Consider the following 17,080-nt stretch of genomic DNA (forward strand, 5'->3'; position numbering starts at 1 on the left):
GGGGCCGGGAGCGGGCGGGGGCTGGAACAGCGCGGGCTCGGGGAGCGGGCGGGTTCGGGGGGTCCGGGGTGGGAGGAGGGGGGGACGGGAGCGGGGTCGGGGGCGGCTGGGCGTTGACGTTTGTTGGTATGGACAGCAAACTAACTCACGAGTTGGCGCAGCCGTTCTTGAAGGAGCCTCCATGCCCTATCGCCCGCCGCTGGTCGCGCACGAGTACTTCGTCGCCGACCCGCCCGAGTTGCCGGTCCGTGAGCGGGGCGAGGGCGGCCTGTCCGCGCTCACCTCCGCCGAGCTGGTCGCGGCCGACGGCGCCGAGGTGATGCTGAAGGCGGTCACCTCGGCGGAGGAGACACTGGTCGTGCAGGTGGGCGTGGCGGGCGAAGGGGTGATCAGGGTCCGGCTGTCGGAGGACGCGACCGCGCGGCCGCGCTCCGAGCGGGCCGTCGGGCTGGTGTCGCCCGGCACGTACGCGCGGGCGCGCGCCGAGGTGGCGCCGGGCGCGCCGATCGTGATCGACGCCGGCCCGCTGCGGGCCGAGATCAGCCTGAACCCGTGGCACCTGCGCTTCACCGACGCGGCCGGCGCGACGCTGGTCGAGCAGGACCGGGGGCACGTCGACATCAGCGGCCGGCTGCGGACGTTGCCGTTCGGGCGCTCCAGCTCCGCCGGTACGCCGGTGGCCTACCACGAGAGCTTCGCCGCCGCGCCGGACGAGGCGTTCTCCGGGTTCGGGGAGTCGTTCACCCGGCTGGACAAGCGCGGCCAGCGCCCGGTCATGTGGAACTTCGACGCTTTCGGGGCGGAGTCGCAGCGGGCGTACAAGAACGTGCCGCTGTACCTGTCGAGCAGGGGGTACGGCGTGCTGGTGGACAGCGGCGCGCCCACGGAGTTCGACGTGTGCCAGTCGACGCACAGCGTGGTGCAGATCGTGGTGCCGGACGACGTGCTCGACTACTACGTGATCGCCGGGCCGACGCCCGCGGAGGTCCTGGACCGTTACGACCTGCTGACCTGCCGGCCGTCGCTGCCGCCGAAGTGGGCGTTCGGGACGTGGATCTCCTCGGGGTTCTGTGTGGACAGCCAGGAGCGGGTGCTGGCCAGGGCGCGCACGATCAGGGAGCGCGGCATCCCGTGCGACGTGCTGCACCTGGACACCTACTGGCAGGCCGACGGGCACTGGTCGGAGCTGAAGTGGGACGCCACGAACTTCCCGGACCCGGACGGCATGCTGGCCGAGCTGGACGGGATGGGGTTCAAGGTGTGCCTGTGGATGAACCCGTACATCTCCCATCTCAGCCCGACGTTCCGCGAGGCCGCTGAGGCCGGATATTTCCTGAAAAATCAGGCGGGCCAGGTGTACGTGGCCGACTGCTGGCACGGCTCGTTCCCCGCCTGCGGCATCGTCGACTTCACCAACCCGGCCGCCACCGAATGGTTCAAGGGCCTGCTGCGCCCGCTGCTGCGCCAGGGCGTGGCCGCCTTCAAGACCGACTTCGCCGAGGGCGTGCCGAGCGACGCCGTGGCGTACAACGGGATGAGCGGCGCCGACCTGCACAACGTGTACACGCTGCTGTTCAACGACGTGGTCGCCGGGGTCACCCGCGAGGTCAACGGGCACGAGCTGGTCTGGGCGCGCTCGTCGTACCTGGGCGGGCAGCGCCACAGCGCCCAGTGGGGCGGCGACACCTACACCAGCTACGCCGCCATGGGCAGCACGATCAGGGGCGGGCTCGCGCACGGCCTGTCCGGCGTGCCGTTCTGGAGCCACGACGCGGGCGGCTTCACCGGCCGGCCCACCGACGACCTGTACGTGCGCTGGACCCAGTTCGGCGCCCTGTCGCCGCTGCTGCGCCTGCACGGCACCACGACCAGGGAGCCGTGGGAGTTCCCCGAGGTCGAGGCGGAGGCCGTGGCGGCGCTCAAGCTGCGTTACCGGCTGATGCCCTACCTGTACTCGGCGGCCGTCGAGGCCGCGCGCACCGGCGCGCCGATGATGCGCGCCCTGTGCGTGGACTTCCCCGACGACCCGGTGGCCTGGCAGGCCGACCTGCAGTACCTGCTCGGCCGTGACCTGCTCGTCGCCCCCATGACCGCGCCGGAGGGCACCCGGAGCGTGTACCTGCCGCGCGGCCTGTGGGTGGACTACTGGACGCACGAGGTGCTGGAGGGCGCCCGTTACGTCACGGTCAGCAAGCCGCTCGACCAGATCCCGCTGTTCGTCCGGCATGGCGCGCTCATCCCCGTCCAGGAGCAGCGGGAGACCGTGGACGTGCCGGCCGAGATCGCCCTCGTCGCCTTCGGGGGCGGCGACGGCACCGTCGAAATCCACGACGCGGACGGCGTGACGATCGCCGTCGCCACCAGGGACGGCGCGGACCTGCGTGTCGCCGTCACCGGCCCGAAGCGCGTCACCGGGGTCGAGATCGCCCCGGTGGCCGGAGCTCCCGCGCGGGCCGTCATCTCGTAACACCCCCTGGAGGGATCATGGTCAGATTGAGAGGCGCCGCGGTGCTGGCCGCCGCCGCGCTCGCCCTGTCGGCGTGCGGCTCGGGCGGCGGATCGGGCAGCCCCAGCCCGACCGGCACGGAGCCGCGCGTGCTGAAGTTGTGGCACTACGAGAGCGCCGACAGCGCCATGGGCAAGGCGTGGGCCGAGGCGATCAAGAAGTTCGAGGCGTCGCACCCGAACGTGACCGTCAAGTTCGAGGAGAAGGGCTTCGAGCAGATCCAGAAGACGGCCAGCATGGTGCTGAACTCGGACGAGGCGCCCGACATCATGGAGTACAACAAGGGCAACGCCACGGCCGGGCTGCTGTCCAAGCAGGGCCTGCTCACCGACCTGAGCGAGGAGGTCACGAAGCGGGGCTGGGACAAACTGCTGCCCGGCGGCCTGCAGACCACCGCCAAGTACGACGACCGGGGCGTGATGGGCTCGGGCAAGTGGTACGGCGTGCCGAACTACGGCGAGTTCGTGATGGTCTACTACAACAAGGACCTGTTCAAGAAGCACAAGGTCGAGGTGCCCACCACGTTCGAGGAGTTCACGGCCGCCCTCGACACGTTCGTCAAGGCCGGCGTGACACCCATCTCCAACGCCGGCGCCGAGTACCCGGCGCAGCAGATCTTCTACCAGCTCGCGCTCACCAAGGCGCAGAAGCCGTGGCTGGAGGCCTTCCAGTCCTACAAGGGCAAGGTCGACTTCCACGACCCCGAGTTCACCTACGGCGCCGACACGTTCGCCGACTGGGTGAAGAAGGGTTACCTCGCCAAGAACTCGGCCGGCCTGAAGGCCGAGGACATGGGCGTGGCGTTCATGAACGGCAAGTTCCCCATCATGATCAGCGGAAGCTGGTGGTACGGCCGCTTCGCCTCCGAGATCAAGGACTTCGAGTGGGGCCACTTCCTGTTCCCCGGCGCCACGATGTCGCCCGGCTCCAGCGGCAACATCTGGGTCGTGCCCGAGAAGTCGGAGAACAAGGACCTGGCCTACGACTTCATCGACATCACGATGAGCAAGGACATCCAGAACCTGCTCGGCAACTCCGGCGGCGTCCCCGTGGCCGCCGACCCGGCCGCGATCACCGACGCCAAGAGCAAGGAGCTGATCGAGACCTTCAACAAGCTGACCACCGCCGACGGCCTGGCCTTCTACCCCGACTGGCCGGCGCCCGGCTACTACGACGTGCTGGTGGCGGGGGTTCAGGAGCTGATCAACGGCAGCAAGACCTCCGCGCAGGTGCTCGACGAGCTCGCCAAGCCGTACGAGGACAACCTCGCCGACATCGGTAACTAGATGAGAGCTCGAACGAGGGGATACTGGCTCTACCTGATCCCCAGCCTGCTGCTGTTCCTGGCCGTCATCGTCGTGCCGTTCCTGATGAACGTGGGCGCCAGCTTCACCCGCTGGTCGGGTGTGGGGACGCCCCGGTGGATCGGGCTCGACAACTACACCAGGCTGCTGGCGGACGTGCGGTTCTGGGAGTCGTTCCAGCACAACGTGGGGCTGATCGTGGCCATGGCCGTCGTGCCGACCATGATCGGCCTCGTGCTGGCGGCGGCGCTGTTCGACTACATCGGCAAGCGCTTCGGGGCGCGCACCGCCTCGGCGCTGCGCGCGATGTACTACCTGCCGCAGGTGCTGCCGGTGGCGGTGGCCGGCGTGGTGTGGGGCTGGATGCTGCACCCGTCGTACGGCGCCGTCAACCAGATCTTCGGGCTGGACGTCAACTGGCTCGGCGACCCCGACCTGGCGCTGGCCACGGTCATGGCGATCATGGTGTGGTTCCAGCTCGGCTACCCGGTCGTGATCTTCATGGCCGGGCTGCAGCGCGTGGACCCGTCCTACTACGAGGCGGCCGAGATCGACGGGGCCTCGTGGTGGCGCAAGTTCTGGCACATCACGATCCCGCAGATCCGGCCGGAGATCTTCGTGGTGCTGCTGACGTGCACGATCGCCGCGCTGAAGGTGTTCGGGCCGATCTTCGTGCTGACCCGCGGCGGGCCCGGCAACGCGACGATGGTGCCGTCGTACTTCTCGTACCTGAACTTCTTCCAGAAGAGCAACGTCGGGTACGGCTCCGCGATCGCCACGGTGCTGGCGCTGATCATCATCGTGGTGACGTTCCTGTTCCTGCGCGTCCAGGAGCGTGAGTCATGAGGGGCCCGGGACGCTGGGCGGTGCTGTTCGCCCTGGTCGTGCTGGCCGTCGTGATGATCTTCCCGTTCCTGATCGTGGCGGTCAACGCGGTCAAGTCGCCCGCCGAGTACGGCTCGCAGGGGCCGCTGAGCCTGCCCGACGGGCTCTACCTGCAAGGGATCATCGACTTCTGGAACCGGGTGCAGTTCGGGACGAAGCTCTGGAACAGCTTCCTCATCAGCGCGTCCGTCGCGGTGCTGGCGGTCGTGCTGTCGGTGCTCAACGCGTACGCGCTGGGCATCGGCAGGGTGAAGGGGCGGCTGTGGATCCTCGTGCTGTTCCTGGTGGCGAACACGCTGCCGCAGGAGGCCCTGGCCTATCCGCTGTACTACCTGGCCAAGGCCGTCGATCTGTACGACACCCAGCTCGCGGTGATCATCGTGATGACCGCGATCCAGGCGGCGTTCGGCACGTACCTGCTGAGCGCGGTGCTGGGCCAGTTCCCGAAGGAGATCCTGGAGGCGGCGGCGATCGACGGGGCGGGGCGGCTGCGCTCGCTCTGGCGGATCGTGGTGCCGATCAGCCGGCCGACGATCAACGTGCTGCTGATCTTCTTCTTCATCTGGACCTGGAACGAGTTCTTCCTCCCGCTGATCTTCCTGATCTCGAACGACACCCAGACGGTGCCCGTCGCGCTCGGCGTGCTGCAGGGCGAGAAGTACATGGACGCGACCACGTCCAGCGCCTCGGCCCTGCTCGGCGTCGTGCCGGCGATCGCCTTCTTCCTGATCTTCCAGCGCACGCTGACCCGAGGTGTGACGGTCGGCGCCATCAAGTGATGGAGAACCCACTCCTATGCGAAAAATCCCGTTATTTGCGGCTTTAACCCTCGCTGCCTCCCTGTTCACCGCGCCCGCCCAGGCCGCCGAATCGTTCCCCTTCCAGGACCCCGGCCTGCCGCTGGAGCAGCGGGTGAACGACCTGCTCGGCCGGCTCACCCTGGACGAGAAGCTGAGCCTGCTGCACCAGTCGCAGCCCGCGATCCCGCGCCTCGGCATCGCCTACCACAAGAACGGCACCGAGGCCCTGCACGGCGTCGCCTGGTCCAACCACCTCAACGACAACTGGAACCAGAAGTTCGCCAGCGGCACCGTGTTCCCGCAGGCCATCGGGCTGGCCAGCACCTGGGACACCGACCTGATCAAGAAGGTCGGCTCCGCCGTGGGCGACGAGGCCCGCGGCTACAACGCCACCGACCCCGTCCTGTGGGGGCTGCAGGTGTGGGCGCCGGTGGTGGACCTGCTGCGCGACCCCCGCGCCGGCCGCAACGAGGAGGGCTACTCCGAGGACCCCCTGCTGACCGGCGCCATCTCCACCGCGTACGGCAAGGGCCTGTCGGGCGACGACCCCTTCTACCTCAAGACCGCGCCCGTCCTGAAGCACTACCTGGCCTACAACAACGAGAACAACCGCAGCCTGACCTCCTCGAACCTGACGCCCAAGCTGAAGCACGAGTACTACGAGCCGGCGTTCAAGGCGGCGATCTCGGCCGACGCCGCGACCGGCGTGATGGCGTCGTACAACCTGGTCAACGGGCGGCCCAACCACGTCAACCCCGACCTCAACGACGTGGTGCGGTCGTGGACGGACAAGACGCTCTACAACCCCAGCGACGCGTGGGGGCCGCACGCCCTCACCGACCTCGAGAAGTACTACGACACCAAGCCCGAGGCGTTCGCCGCCGTGCTGAAGGCCGGACTCGACAGCTTCACGATCGACAACAGCGACGTCAGCGTGCTCGTCACGAACCTCAAGGCCGCGCTCCAGCAGGGCCGCATCACCGAGGCCGACGTCGACAAGTCCGTGCGCAACGTGCTGTCGATCCGGACCCGGCTGGGGCACTTCGACCCGGACGGCGGGCCGTACAAGAAGATCACCGCTGACGTGATCGACAGCGCGGCGCACCGCAAGCTCAACCGCGAGACCGCCGGCAAGGCGGCGGTGCTGCTGAAGAACTCCGGCGTGCTGCCGCTGGCCAAGCCGAAGTCCGCGGCCGTCGTCGGGCCCCTGTCGGACCGGCTCTACCGTGACTGGTACGCGGGGCAGCTCCCGTACCAGGTGACGCCGCTCGACGGGATCAAGGAGCGGGTGCCCGACGTGCGCACCGGCGAGGGGCTGGAGCGCATCGCGCTCAAGCACCTCGACTCCGGCAAGTACATCACCGCGACCGGCACCGGCCCCGACGACAACGCCACGCTCAGCGACACCGCTCCCACCGCCGCCTCCCAGTGGGACCTCACCGACTGGACCGGCGGCGTGTCCACGCTGCGCAACGCCGGCAACGGCAAGCTGCTCGGCGGCGACTGGCGCTCGCTCGACACCGACGACGCCGAGCCCGACGGCTGGTACGTCTCCCAGCAGTTCGCGCTGGAGCGGCAGCCCGACGGCAGCCACCTGATCCGCTACGCGGGCTTCGAGACCGTCGAGAGCTGGTTCGGCCTGCCCGACGCCTACGTCGGGGTCGCCGCCGACGGCACGCTCGGCCTGGTGCCCAAGGCGCAGGCCGCGAAGTTCGCCAAGGAAGTCGTCTCCGACGGCGTCGCCGAGGCCGCCGCGCAGGCCGCCAAGGCCGAGGTCGCCGTCGTGGTGGTGGGCAGCCACCCGTTCGTGGCCGGGCGCGAGTTCCACGACCGCGACACCCTGAAGCTCGGCGAGGGCCAGCGGCGGCTGATCGAGGCCGTCCGCAAGGCCAACCCGCGCACGGTCGTGGTGCTGGAGACCAGCTACCCCGTCATCGTGGACGCGCCGACGCTGCTGTGGACCACGCACGCGGGCGCCGAGACCGGCCACGCCGTCGCCGACGTGCTCTTCGGCGACGTCAACCCCGGCGGCCGGCTCACCCAGACCTGGCCGGCCACCGACGACCTGCCGAGCATCCTCGACTACGACCTGACCAAGACCGGCATGACGTACCTGTACGGCAACGACCGGCCGCTCTACGCCTTCGGGCACGGCCTCAGCTACACCTCCTTCGCCTACCAGGGCCTGCGCGTGCAGGGCGAGCGGGTCAGCGTCAAGGTCACCAACACCGGCAAGGTCAGGGGTGACGAGGTCGTCCAGCTCTACACCCACCAGCGCTCCTCCCGCTTCGAGCAGCCGGTCAAGCAGCTGCGCGGCTTCCAGCGGGTCACCCTGAACCCCGGCGAGACCCGCACGGTCACCTTCACCCTGAAGAAGTCCGACCTGGCCGTCTGGGACCACACCCGCGGCAAGTGGACCGTCGAGAACGCCACCCACGACGTGCTCGTCGGCTCCTCCTCCGACCGGATCCGCCAGTCCACGACGCTGCGCGTGTCCGGCGAGACCGTCCCCGTGCGCGACCTGACCAGGACCACCCGCGCCATGGACTTCGACGACTACGCGGGCGTCGCCTTCGCCGACGAGAGCAAGGTGCGCGGCGAGGTCGTCGAAGGGTCGGCGGGCGACTGGGTCTCCTTCACCGGCGCCACCTGGGGCTCCCGCCTGACCGCCTCGGTCGCCTCGGCGGGCGGCGGCTCGTTCGAGGTCCGGCGCGGCTCACCGACCGGCGCCCTGCTCGCCACCGTCCAGGTGCCCGCCACCGGCGGGATCTACCAGTACGGGAACGTGACCGCGACCGTGAAGGCGGGGAGCGGGAGCGTGTACCTCGTGTTCAAGGGCGACCTGCGGATCAAGGACTTCGCGTTCGCCAGGTCGTGAACCGGGTCCGGCAGCATCCTGCGATCCACTCCGCTCTCTGAAGGGAGCTCATGAAGCGGACGATCGCAGGTGCCGTCGTGGCGGCCATGGCCGCGCTCGTGGCCGCCACGCCGGCAGACCCGTCAAAGGCGCCGCCGAAGAGCGAGGCGGACAGAGTGAGCACCGGAGTTGACTTCGTTGGATAGCGGTGTTATCTAATAGAGCTAGGTAGTGCTGCTATCCAATGGAGGTTCCGGTGACTGTTGCCGTCCTGCTGGTCGCCACCGTGGCGTTCCGGCTGCTCGGATTGCTCGGCGTGCGCCGCTTCGCCACGTGGCGGGTGAGCGCCGCCCACGGGCTCGCGGTCATGCTCGTGATGACCGCGAGCGCCCACTTCGTCCCCGGTGACGTGACGTTCATGCCGAACTATGACGACATGGTGGCCATGGTGCCGTCGTTCGTGCCGTTCCCGGGCTTCATGGTGTACCTGAGCGGGGTGCTGGAGCTGGCCGGGGCCGTCGGGCTGGTGCTGGAGCCCACCCGCAGGGCCGCCGGCATCTGCCTGGCGCTGCTGTTCGTCGCGTTGCTGCCGGCCAACGTCAACGCGGCCCAGCTCGGCCTGGAGGACGTCGGGTCGCCGCTGTGGCAGCGCGTCCCCGAGCAGGTGCTCTACATCGGGATCGCCCTCTGGGCGGCGGGGCTGCGCCGGCCCTCAGCGGACCGTCCAGCCGCCGTCGATCACCAGCGTGTGCCCAGTGACCAGGGCGGCGGCCGGTGAGGCCAGGAAGAGCACCGCACCGGCGACGTCCATCGGCTCGCCGATGCGGTGCAGCGCCGCGATCCGCTCGATCACGTCGGCCTCGAACGCCGGGTCCGACAGGGCGGGCTCGGTGCCGGGGGTGCGGATGAAGGTCGGGGCGACGTTGTTCACCCTGACGCCGTGCGGGCCCCACTCGACGGCGAGGCAGCGGGTGAGGTGGGCGATGGCGGCCTTGGTCATGCAGTAGACGGACTCGCCGGGCAGCGCCACCTCGCCGGCCTGCGAGCCCACGTTCACGATCGTGCCGTGCCCCTGCTCGATCATCGCCCGGCCGGCCGCCTGGCTGGCCAGGAAGGTGCCCTTCAGGTTCACCTGCAAGGTACGGTCGAAGTCCTCCTCCGTGACGTGCTCGGCCGGGTTGCCGGGAGCGATGCCCGCGTTGTTGACCAGGATGTCGATCCGGCCGAACCGGTCCAGCGTGTGCCGGACCGCTGCGGAGATCTCGGCGGGGACGGTCATGTCCATCTGCAGCGGCAGCGCCGCGCGTCCCATGCGCTCGATCTCGGCGGTCAGGCCCTCGTCCGCCGTGACGTCCCGGAGGCCGAGGGCGACGTCGGCTCCGGCGTGGGCCAGGGCCAGCGAGATGGCCCGTCCGAGACCCCTCGCCGCACCCGTGACCAGTGCGATCTTCCCGTCCACCCGGTACTCGGGAAAGCCTGTCATGACGCCCCTTAATTGGTTGCTTGTCCAAACTATTGACCTGCGTTACGCGCGTGTGTGAGCCTTCTGGGTGAAGCTCATGCGCGAAGGCGCGGCGACGGTCAGGGTCGGTGCACTCTGCTCGTGCATGGCGGTCATTCTGACGCCTCTGGCGCGCCCTCCGGCGTGCCCGGAAAGGAAGAGCCGCGCATGCGAAGAAGATTATTCGTCATGCTCACGACCGCCGCCGTCCTGCTCGTGGCGGCCGTGGTGCGGATGTCGCCGGTCTCGGCGGTCGCCGCCGATCCGTACGCGTACAAGAACGTGCGGATCGACGGCGGCGGGTTCGTGCCGGGCATCATCTTCAACCCGACCGAGCGCAACCTCATCTACGCCCGCACCGACATCGGCGGCGCGTACCGGTGGAACCAGTCCACGAAGTCCTGGACCCCGCTGCTCGACTGGGTCGGCTGGGACAAATGGGGCTACAACGGTGTGATCAGCATGGCCACCGACCCCGTCCAGACCAACCGCGTGTACGCCGCCGTCGGCATGTACACCAACTCCTGGGACCCGAACAACGGCGCCATCCTGCGCTCCACCGACAAGGGCGACACCTGGCAGGTCACGGCGCTGCCGTTCAAGCTGGGCGGCAACATGCCCGGCCGGGGCATGGGCGAGGCCCTGTCGGTGGACCCCAACGACAACCGCGTCCTCTACTTCGGCGCACCCAACGGCAACGGCCTGTGGCGCAGCACCGACTACGGCGCCACCTGGTCGAAGGTGAGCAGCTTCCCCAACGCCGGCAACTACGCCCAGGACCCCAGCGACCCCAACGGCTACCTCAGCCACCGGCCCGGCGTGATCTGGGTGACCTACGACAAGCGCTCCTCCAGCGCCGGCAGCGCCACCAAGACCATCTACGTGGGCGTCGCCGACAAGGACAACACGGTCTACCGCACCACCGACGGCGGCGCCACCTGGTCCCGCCTCGCCGGGCAGCCCACCGGCTACATCGCCCACAAGGGCGTGCTCGACACCGTCAACGGCTACCTCTACCTCGCCACCAGCGACACCGGCGGCCCGTACGACGGGGCCAAGGGCGACGTGTGGCGCTACGCCACCGCCACCGGCACCTGGACCCAGATCAGCCCCATCCCGTCCTCCAGCTCCGACGACTACTTCGGCTACAGCGGCCTGACCATCGACCGGCAGCACCCGTCCACGATCATGGTCGCCACCCAGGTCTCCTGGTGGCCGGACGTCATCTTCTTCCGCTCCACCGACTCCGGCGCCACGTGGACCCGCGTGTGGGACTGGACCTCCTACCCCAACCGCTCGTTCCGCTACAAGATGGACATCTCCGCGAACCCGTGGCTGACCTTCGGCACCAACCCGCAACCCCCCGAGGTCACCCCCAAGCTCGGCTGGATGACCGAATCCCTGGAGATCGACCCGTTCGACTCCAACCGGATGATGTACGGCACCGGCGCCACCATCTACGGCACCGAGGACCTCGGCCTGTGGGACTCCGGCGGGCAGTTCACCATCAAACCCATGGCCAAGGGCCTGGAGGAGACGGCCGTCCTCGACCTGATCAGCCCGCCCACCGGCGCGCCCCTCGTCAGCGGCCTCGGCGACATCGCCGGCTTCCGCCACACCAGCCTGGACGCCGTGCCGTCCATGATGTTCACCCAGCCGGTCTTCACCTCCACCACCAGCCTCGACTACGCCGAGAAGTCCCCCTCGATCATGGTCAGGGCCGGCAACTTCACTGACTCCGACCGCCCGAACGACAGCCACGTCGCCTTCTCCACCGACGGCGGCGCCAACTGGTTCCAGGGCACCGAGCCAGGCGGCGTCAACGAGGGCGGCACGGTCGCGGCGGCCGCCGACGGCTCCCGCTTCGTCTGGGCGCCCAAGGGCGTCACCCCCGTCTACTCCGTCGGGTACGGCAACTCCTGGCAGACCGCCACCGGCCTGCCCACCGGCGCCACCGTCGAGTCCGACCGGGTCAACCCCATGAAGTTCTACGGCCTCAGCGGCGGACGCCTCTACCTCAGCACCAACGGCGGCGCCACCTTCACCGCCACCGCCGCGACCGGCCTGCCGGCCACCGCCACCAAGTTCAAGGCCGTGCCCGGCATCGAGGGCGACCTGTGGCTGGCCGGCGAGGGCGGCCTCTGGCACTCCACGAACAGCGGCGCCTCCTTCACCAAGGTCTCCGGCGTCACCAGCTCCGTGAACGTCGGCTTCGGCAAGGCCGCGCCCGGCGCCACGTACCAGGCGATCTACGCCGTCGCCACCGTCGACGGCACCGCCGGCCTGTACCGCTCCGACGACGGCGGCTCCACCTGGGTGCGGATCAACGACGACAAGCACCAATGGGGCAACATGGGCGAGGCGCTGACGGGCGACCCCCGCGTGTACGGCCGCGTCTACGTGGGGACCAACGGGCGCGGCATCATCTACGGCGACCGCACCGGCCCGCCCGTCACCGTCACCCCGACCGTGACGCCCACGGTCACCCCCACCGTGACGCCCACGGTCACCCCCACCGTGACCCCGACCGTCACCCCCACCACTGACAGCGGTTGCACCGCCACCTACAAGGCGGGCAACTCCTGGCCCGGCGGCTTCCAGGCCGAGGTCACCGTCAAGAACACCGGCACCGCCCCGATCACCGGCTGGAAGGTGACGTGGACCTGGCCGGGCGACCAGAAGATCACCCAGATCTGGGGCGCCACGCAAACCCAGTCGGGCGCCAACGTGACCGCCGTCAACGTCGGCTACACCGGCAACGTGGCCGCCGGCGCCTCGACGTCGTTCGGCTTCAACGGCGGCTACACCGGCACCAACACCCCGCCCGCCACCCTCACCTGCACCCCGGTGTAGGGCTCGGGGAGGCGCTGCCCCGGCTGGGAGCCCCACGGGCAGCGCCTCCTCCGGATAACCAGTCGATCATCGCTTGCGGCGGCTGGCACGATGTCGGCGTGACGGACACCCGGCGAACCACCGCGAGCCATTCGGATGCGGGTCGTGCGGACGCGAGCCGTTCGGACGCGAGCTGTGCGGACGAGATCCGTTCGGAGGCGAGCCGTTCTGATGCGAGCCGTTCTGACGCGAGCTTTTCGGACGTGATCCGCCGCCTCGTCGTGCAGGCCGTCGGGCGCCGCCGGCGGGGTGCGTTCGACGACCTCGCCGCCGCGCTGCTCGCCGCCGTCCACGACCACGATCCCGCCGGGCCGATCCTGGACGCGCTGGCGGCGGAGCCGGCGGTGTGGCCCGACCTCGACGTGGCCGTACGCCACCTCGACTCGCGCCTGACCTTCCTGACCCCCCTCGACCCGCGCCTGGCCTCGGTGGGCCGCCTTGACCCGCGCTCTGTCCTCGGACGGCTGTTCCGCCGCCGCAGCCGCACTTCGAGCACGCCGGGCACCCCGAGCGCGCCAGACACCGTCGGCGCGCCGGCCACTCTGGACGCGCCGGGCACCTTCGGCTCGTCGGGCACCCTAGACACGTCGGGCACCGTCGGCTCGTCAGGCGCCCAAGGCACGTCGGGCATTTCGGGCGGCCCGGATGACCACCTCCTGCTCGTTCTCATGCTGGCCGCCTGCGCCTGGGACGGGCGGGAGCGGGCGCGCGCCCTCACCCACCCCTCGATGCGCACCGAGCCGGCCCTGCTCCCGGTGCTCCTGATCAGAACCACCGACTGGGCCGAGCCCGTCCGTGACCTGGCGCTGGAGGCTCTGGAGGAGGCCCTTCGCGACGCCGACGCGACGACCCTCCTGGCCGCCGTGCCCACGGCCGCCCGCCTGCGCCGCCGTACGCGTGCCCGCCCGGCACTGGACCTGGTGCGCGCCGCCCTCCTGCGCGCCTCCGACGACACCCTGGACGCCGTACGCGCGTGCCAGGACCGGCTCGGCCGGCGCTTCACGTACGAGGTGGCGCTCGACGCCGGCCGCCTCGACCCCGCCCGCCTCACCGCCGCCGCGCTGCACGAACACGACCAGATCTCCCGTACGCGCTGCGCCCGCGCCCTCGCCGACGCCGCCGTCACCCACGAACGGCCGGACCTGGCGACGGCCATCCTGGACGGCACCACGGCCGAGGGCCGCGTCCAGGCCCTGACCGCCCTCGTGCGCCTCGGCCACGTCGAGCACGGCCACCGCTTCCTCGACGACCCGGCCTCGATGGTCCGCCTGACCGCCCAGTGGGCACTCCGCAAGTCAGGTACCGACCCGGCCACCCTCTACCGCCGCGCCCTGACCCCGGACCGGGCCGCGCACGCCCAGGAAGCGGAACGGGCGGCGCGCCTTCAGGAGGTGGAACCAACGGCGCACGCCCAAGAGGCGGAGCAGGCGATGCACGTCGAGGAGGCAGACCAGGCAGCGCACGTCGAGGAGTCGGAGCCGACGGCGTATACCCCGGAGCCGGGGGTGGGCCGGGCGGTGCGTGGTTTGCTGGCCGGGCTGGGTGACTGTGGCACGAAGGCCGACGCGCCGCTCGTCCTGCCGTACCTGTCCGCCCCGAGCCCCCGCGTCCGCGCCGAGGCCGTACGGACGCTGCGCCGCCTCGGAGCCACCGCCGACGTCATCCCCCTGCTGGAGGACCCGGCCCCGGTGGTGGTGCGGGAGGTGGTGACCACCCTCACCACCGTCGGCCCCACCGTGCCGATCGAGCACCTGTGGCCCCTGCTCCCCCCCGATCGCCCCCGCCACGTCCGGCAGGCCGCGCATCGGCTGCTGGTCGCCCGCACGACCTGGAGTCGCATCAAGGCGGACCTGCTCCTCCTGCACGACCCGGACGAGAGGCTGCGGGCCCGCGCCCGCGACGACCTGATCCTGTGGTGCCGCACGGACGCGACGAGGCCGTACCACCGCGGTTGCCCGCCCGACGTCCGTACGGAACTGGAGACCTTGGTGGCGGCGGCGGGCACCACGCTCGGCGAGGAGAACGCCCGCCTGCTGCGTGTGTCCCTCCAACTCCCCGCCTGACCGCATGGACCGCGGCCCGGGCCATGGAAATCCCGATGAATCCCCGAAAGGACTGCTATTGGACGTGGGGGCCTGCGGGTGAGCCCTCCGGGTAGCTGGCCCGCATGCACACACTCGTCAAGGGCTTGATCGCGGGCGCGGCCGGCACCAGCGCACTCAATATCGCCACATATCTAGACATGGTGATCCGGGCGCGCGCCGCCAGCAGCACCCCGCAGCAGGCCGTGGAGAAGCTGTCCGACCTCACGGACGTCGGCCTGGGGGACGGCGAGCAGGCCGAGAACCGCAAGGAGGCCCTGGGCTCCCTTCTCGGCTACGCCACGGGCGCGGGCGCCGCCCTCTGCTACGCCCTGCTCGCCGCCGGCCGCCGCCCGTCCTGGCCGGTGGGGGTGTCGGCGCTGACGGCGCTGGCCATGGCCGGCTCGAACGTCCCGCTGACGGCCCTCGGCACCACGGACCCGCGCGAGTGGCCGCCCTCCGCCTGGATCTCGGACGCGGTGCCGCACCTGGCGTACGGGATCACCGCGTACGCGGCCTACGAGCTGCTGCGTTCCTGACCCGAGGAGCCCGGGACCGTGCTGACCGGCATCGACCATCTCGGCGAGGACCCGGGGCTGGCGGCGCTGTACTACCAGATCGGGATCGACATGTTCTGGACGGCGCTGACCGGCTACCTGCACGGGCAGGCGGTGGCGGAGGCCAACGGCATCTCGGCGGAGGAGTTTCTGCCGCGCGCGGTGAAGACCATGGACCTGCGGTACTTCCTGGAGTTCTACGCGCCCCGCATCACCGCGGGCCACCACGAGGGGGACGTCGAGCGCGTCTCCATGGGCGTGGCCAGCATGGAGCACGTGCTGCGCACCACGCAGGCGGCCGGGGTCGACGACTCACTGCCGGCGGCCGTGCTGGACCTCTTCCGCCGGGGCGTCGCCGCCGGCCACGGCGGGCAGAGCCTCACCAGCCTGATCGGCGTGCTGAAGCGCGCTGACCCGGCTACCAGAACCTGAGCGCCGCTGACCCGGCTACCAGAACCTGAGCGCCGCTGACCCGGCCGCCAGAACCTGAAGCGCCGCCGACCGGCTACCAGAACCGCACCTCGGGATAGCTCTCGGACGGCCCGTCCAGCAGCGGCTGCGGCTTCCCCTTCAGGTGCAGGTCGAGGAAGGCGGTCACGTACGTGCGGGTGACGCGCAGGGCCCGCTCGCCGTCCAGCGGGAACTCGCCCAGCCCGAGCTGCGGCAGGAGCACCGCGTAGTCCATGAAGCTCATGTGCTCGGCTCCGGTCACGGTCAGCCAGCGCTTCCAGCCGCCGGTCACGTGCGGCCAGAACTGGTCCCACGAGCCGTCCTTGCCGCCGGACTGCGGCTGGTGCCGGGGGTTGCCGATCATCATGAAGGGCTCTTTCAGGGGCTTGGCCGGGGTCGGGGGGTTGTAGGTGCCGTCGAGGTTGACCGCCGCCTGCACCCGCCTGGAGGCAGGCAGCAGGTGCGCCGCGCTCTGGCCGCCGACCGAGTGGCCGACCATGGCGATCCTGCGCTCGTCGACGAGCCGCTTCCAGTGCTTGCTCCTGGCCAACCGGTCGAGGACGAACTCCGTGTCGGCCTCGCGCACCCGCGCCACCTTCTCCCCGGTCTCGGCCGTCTGCCCCGCCTTCCCGGCCTCGAAGGTGACGGTGCGGCCGTCGGGGAAGGTGGTGGCCAGCGACTCGTACGTGTGCTCGATGCCCGCCACCAGATAGCCGCGGCTGGCGAACTCCTCGGCCAGCGAGGTCATGGTGGCCCGGGGCAGCGTCATGCCGGGGGACAGGACCACCAGCGGCCAGCCGCCCTTGCGCGGCAGCGCGGGGGCGCCGGCCCTGGCGTGCGTCACGGTCTTGGCGAGGGTGTCGGCGGGCACGTCCTTCAGTCGCGGCTCGCTCCTGATGATCAGCTCGGATTCGCGCGGCGTCAGGTAGCGGGCCGGCGCGCCCGTGGCGGCGCGCGCCGGGTACCAGATCGACACCATCAGCTCCCGCGCCTTCCGCTCGGGGACCCACGGGTCGGGGCGGCTGGTGTCGATGAGGTGCAGGTCGGTCTTGCCGACGGGGAGATCGCCGGTCGGGGCCGGCAGCCGGGGAACGGGCGGCGCGGCCTGAGCCGGGGGCGCGGCGAGGACGGTCAGCGAAGCGGAGAGCGCGAGCACGGTCGCGGCCAGGGTCTTCCTCATGCCGCCCACCGTGCCACCCGGCCGCGCCGGACCGTCCCCGGCGAAAGTAGCCGCGCACCCCCGACTT

At 70.5% G+C, this 17,080-nt stretch carries 12 protein-coding genes; 10 read left to right on the top strand and 2 right to left on the bottom strand.

Going from position 1 to position 17,080, the window contains the following annotated elements; all coding sequences use genetic code 11:
* The first annotated feature begins 181 nt into the window (after positions 1 to 181).
* The 6 genes from KIS93_RS38590 (at position 182) to KIS93_RS38615 (ending at position 9,130) form a co-directional block, all read left to right on the top strand.
* Positions 182 to 2,467: a TIM-barrel domain-containing protein gene (locus KIS93_RS38590; RefSeq protein ID WP_080043017.1), complete on the top strand. Its 2,286-nt coding sequence runs from the start codon at positions 182 to 184 to the stop codon at positions 2,465 to 2,467.
* Between the two features lie 17 nt (positions 2,468 to 2,484).
* Positions 2,485 to 3,792, top strand: a complete 1,308-nt coding sequence (locus KIS93_RS38595; protein ID WP_080043016.1) for an ABC transporter substrate-binding protein — start codon at positions 2,485 to 2,487, stop codon at positions 3,790 to 3,792.
* Complete coding sequence (locus KIS93_RS38600) at positions 3,793 to 4,656, top strand: carbohydrate ABC transporter permease (protein WP_080043015.1); 864 nt, start codon at positions 3,793 to 3,795, stop codon at positions 4,654 to 4,656.
* Positions 4,653 to 5,474, top strand: coding sequence for a carbohydrate ABC transporter permease (locus KIS93_RS38605; protein WP_080043014.1), 822 nt, complete (start codon positions 4,653 to 4,655; stop codon positions 5,472 to 5,474). The genes KIS93_RS38600 and KIS93_RS38605 overlap by 4 nt, the downstream gene beginning before the upstream one ends.
* Positions 5,475 to 5,490: 16 nt before the next feature.
* The gene (locus KIS93_RS38610; RefSeq protein WP_080043013.1) at positions 5,491 to 8,373 is read left to right on the top strand and encodes a glycoside hydrolase family 3 protein; all 2,883 of its coding nucleotides are present in this window, start codon (positions 5,491 to 5,493) and stop codon (positions 8,371 to 8,373) included.
* 235 nt (positions 8,374 to 8,608) lie between these two features.
* Positions 8,609 to 9,130, top strand: a complete 522-nt coding sequence (locus tag KIS93_RS38615) for a DoxX family protein (RefSeq protein WP_080043012.1) — start codon at positions 8,609 to 8,611, stop codon at positions 9,128 to 9,130.
* On the opposite strand, the gene KIS93_RS38620 is transcribed toward KIS93_RS38615, so the two are convergent.
* A complete protein-coding gene (locus KIS93_RS38620) occupies positions 9,065 to 9,835 on the bottom strand; it encodes an SDR family NAD(P)-dependent oxidoreductase (RefSeq protein WP_080043011.1) in 771 nt (256 codons plus the stop codon). The two genes, KIS93_RS38615 and KIS93_RS38620, sit on opposite strands and share 66 nt — an antisense overlap.
* Positions 9,836 to 10,021: 186 nt before the next feature.
* Here KIS93_RS38620 and KIS93_RS38625 point away from each other — a divergent pair, with 186 nt between their 5' ends.
* From KIS93_RS38625 to KIS93_RS38640, 4 genes are all read left to right on the top strand, one after another.
* A complete protein-coding gene (locus tag KIS93_RS38625) occupies positions 10,022 to 12,706 on the top strand; it encodes a cellulose binding domain-containing protein (RefSeq protein ID WP_080043010.1) in 2,685 nt (894 codons plus the stop codon).
* Between the two features lie 242 nt (positions 12,707 to 12,948).
* On the top strand, positions 12,949 to 14,808 hold the full coding sequence (locus tag KIS93_RS38630; protein ID WP_186404641.1) for a HEAT repeat domain-containing protein: 1,860 nt from the start codon (positions 12,949 to 12,951) through the stop codon (positions 14,806 to 14,808).
* 104 nt (positions 14,809 to 14,912) lie between these two features.
* Complete coding sequence (locus tag KIS93_RS38635) at positions 14,913 to 15,365, top strand: hypothetical protein (RefSeq protein ID WP_080043007.1); 453 nt, start codon at positions 14,913 to 14,915, stop codon at positions 15,363 to 15,365.
* A gap of 18 nt (positions 15,366 to 15,383) precedes the next feature.
* Complete coding sequence (locus KIS93_RS38640; protein WP_230465598.1) at positions 15,384 to 15,815, top strand: imine reductase family protein; 432 nt, start codon at positions 15,384 to 15,386, stop codon at positions 15,813 to 15,815.
* Positions 15,816 to 15,888: 73 nt separating this feature from the next.
* On the opposite strand, the gene KIS93_RS38645 is transcribed toward KIS93_RS38640, so the two are convergent.
* Positions 15,889 to 17,013, bottom strand: a complete 1,125-nt coding sequence (locus KIS93_RS38645; RefSeq protein WP_080043006.1) for an alpha/beta hydrolase family protein — start codon at positions 17,011 to 17,013, stop codon at positions 15,889 to 15,891.
* Between the last annotated feature and the right edge of the window lie 67 nt (positions 17,014 to 17,080).

The organism is [Actinomadura] parvosata subsp. kistnae (genome assembly GCF_900323885.1).
GTDB classification, from domain to species: domain Bacteria; phylum Actinomycetota; class Actinomycetes; order Streptosporangiales; family Streptosporangiaceae; genus Nonomuraea; species Nonomuraea composti.

What these genes read in the sequence shown, in the direction of transcription:
- KIS93_RS38645 (WP_080043006.1), bottom strand. Translation starts at nt 17,013, where the DNA reads ATGAGGAAGACCCTGGCCGCGACCGTGCTCGCGCTCTCCGCTTCGCTG.
- KIS93_RS38620 (WP_080043011.1), bottom strand. Translation starts at nt 9,835, where the DNA reads ATGACAGGCTTTCCCGAGTACCGGGTGGACGGGAAGATCGCACTGGTC.
- KIS93_RS38635 (WP_080043007.1), top strand. Translation starts at nt 14,913, where the DNA reads ATGCACACACTCGTCAAGGGCTTGATCGCGGGCGCGGCCGGCACCAGC.
- KIS93_RS38625 (WP_080043010.1), top strand. Translation starts at nt 10,022, where the DNA reads ATGCGAAGAAGATTATTCGTCATGCTCACGACCGCCGCCGTCCTGCTC.
- KIS93_RS38590 (WP_080043017.1), top strand. Translation starts at nt 182, where the DNA reads ATGCCCTATCGCCCGCCGCTGGTCGCGCACGAGTACTTCGTCGCCGAC.
- KIS93_RS38600 (WP_080043015.1), top strand. Translation starts at nt 3,793, where the DNA reads ATGAGAGCTCGAACGAGGGGATACTGGCTCTACCTGATCCCCAGCCTG.
- KIS93_RS38595 (WP_080043016.1), top strand. Translation starts at nt 2,485, where the DNA reads ATGGTCAGATTGAGAGGCGCCGCGGTGCTGGCCGCCGCCGCGCTCGCC.
- KIS93_RS38610 (WP_080043013.1), top strand. Translation starts at nt 5,491, where the DNA reads ATGCGAAAAATCCCGTTATTTGCGGCTTTAACCCTCGCTGCCTCCCTG.
- KIS93_RS38605 (WP_080043014.1), top strand. Translation starts at nt 4,653, where the DNA reads ATGAGGGGCCCGGGACGCTGGGCGGTGCTGTTCGCCCTGGTCGTGCTG.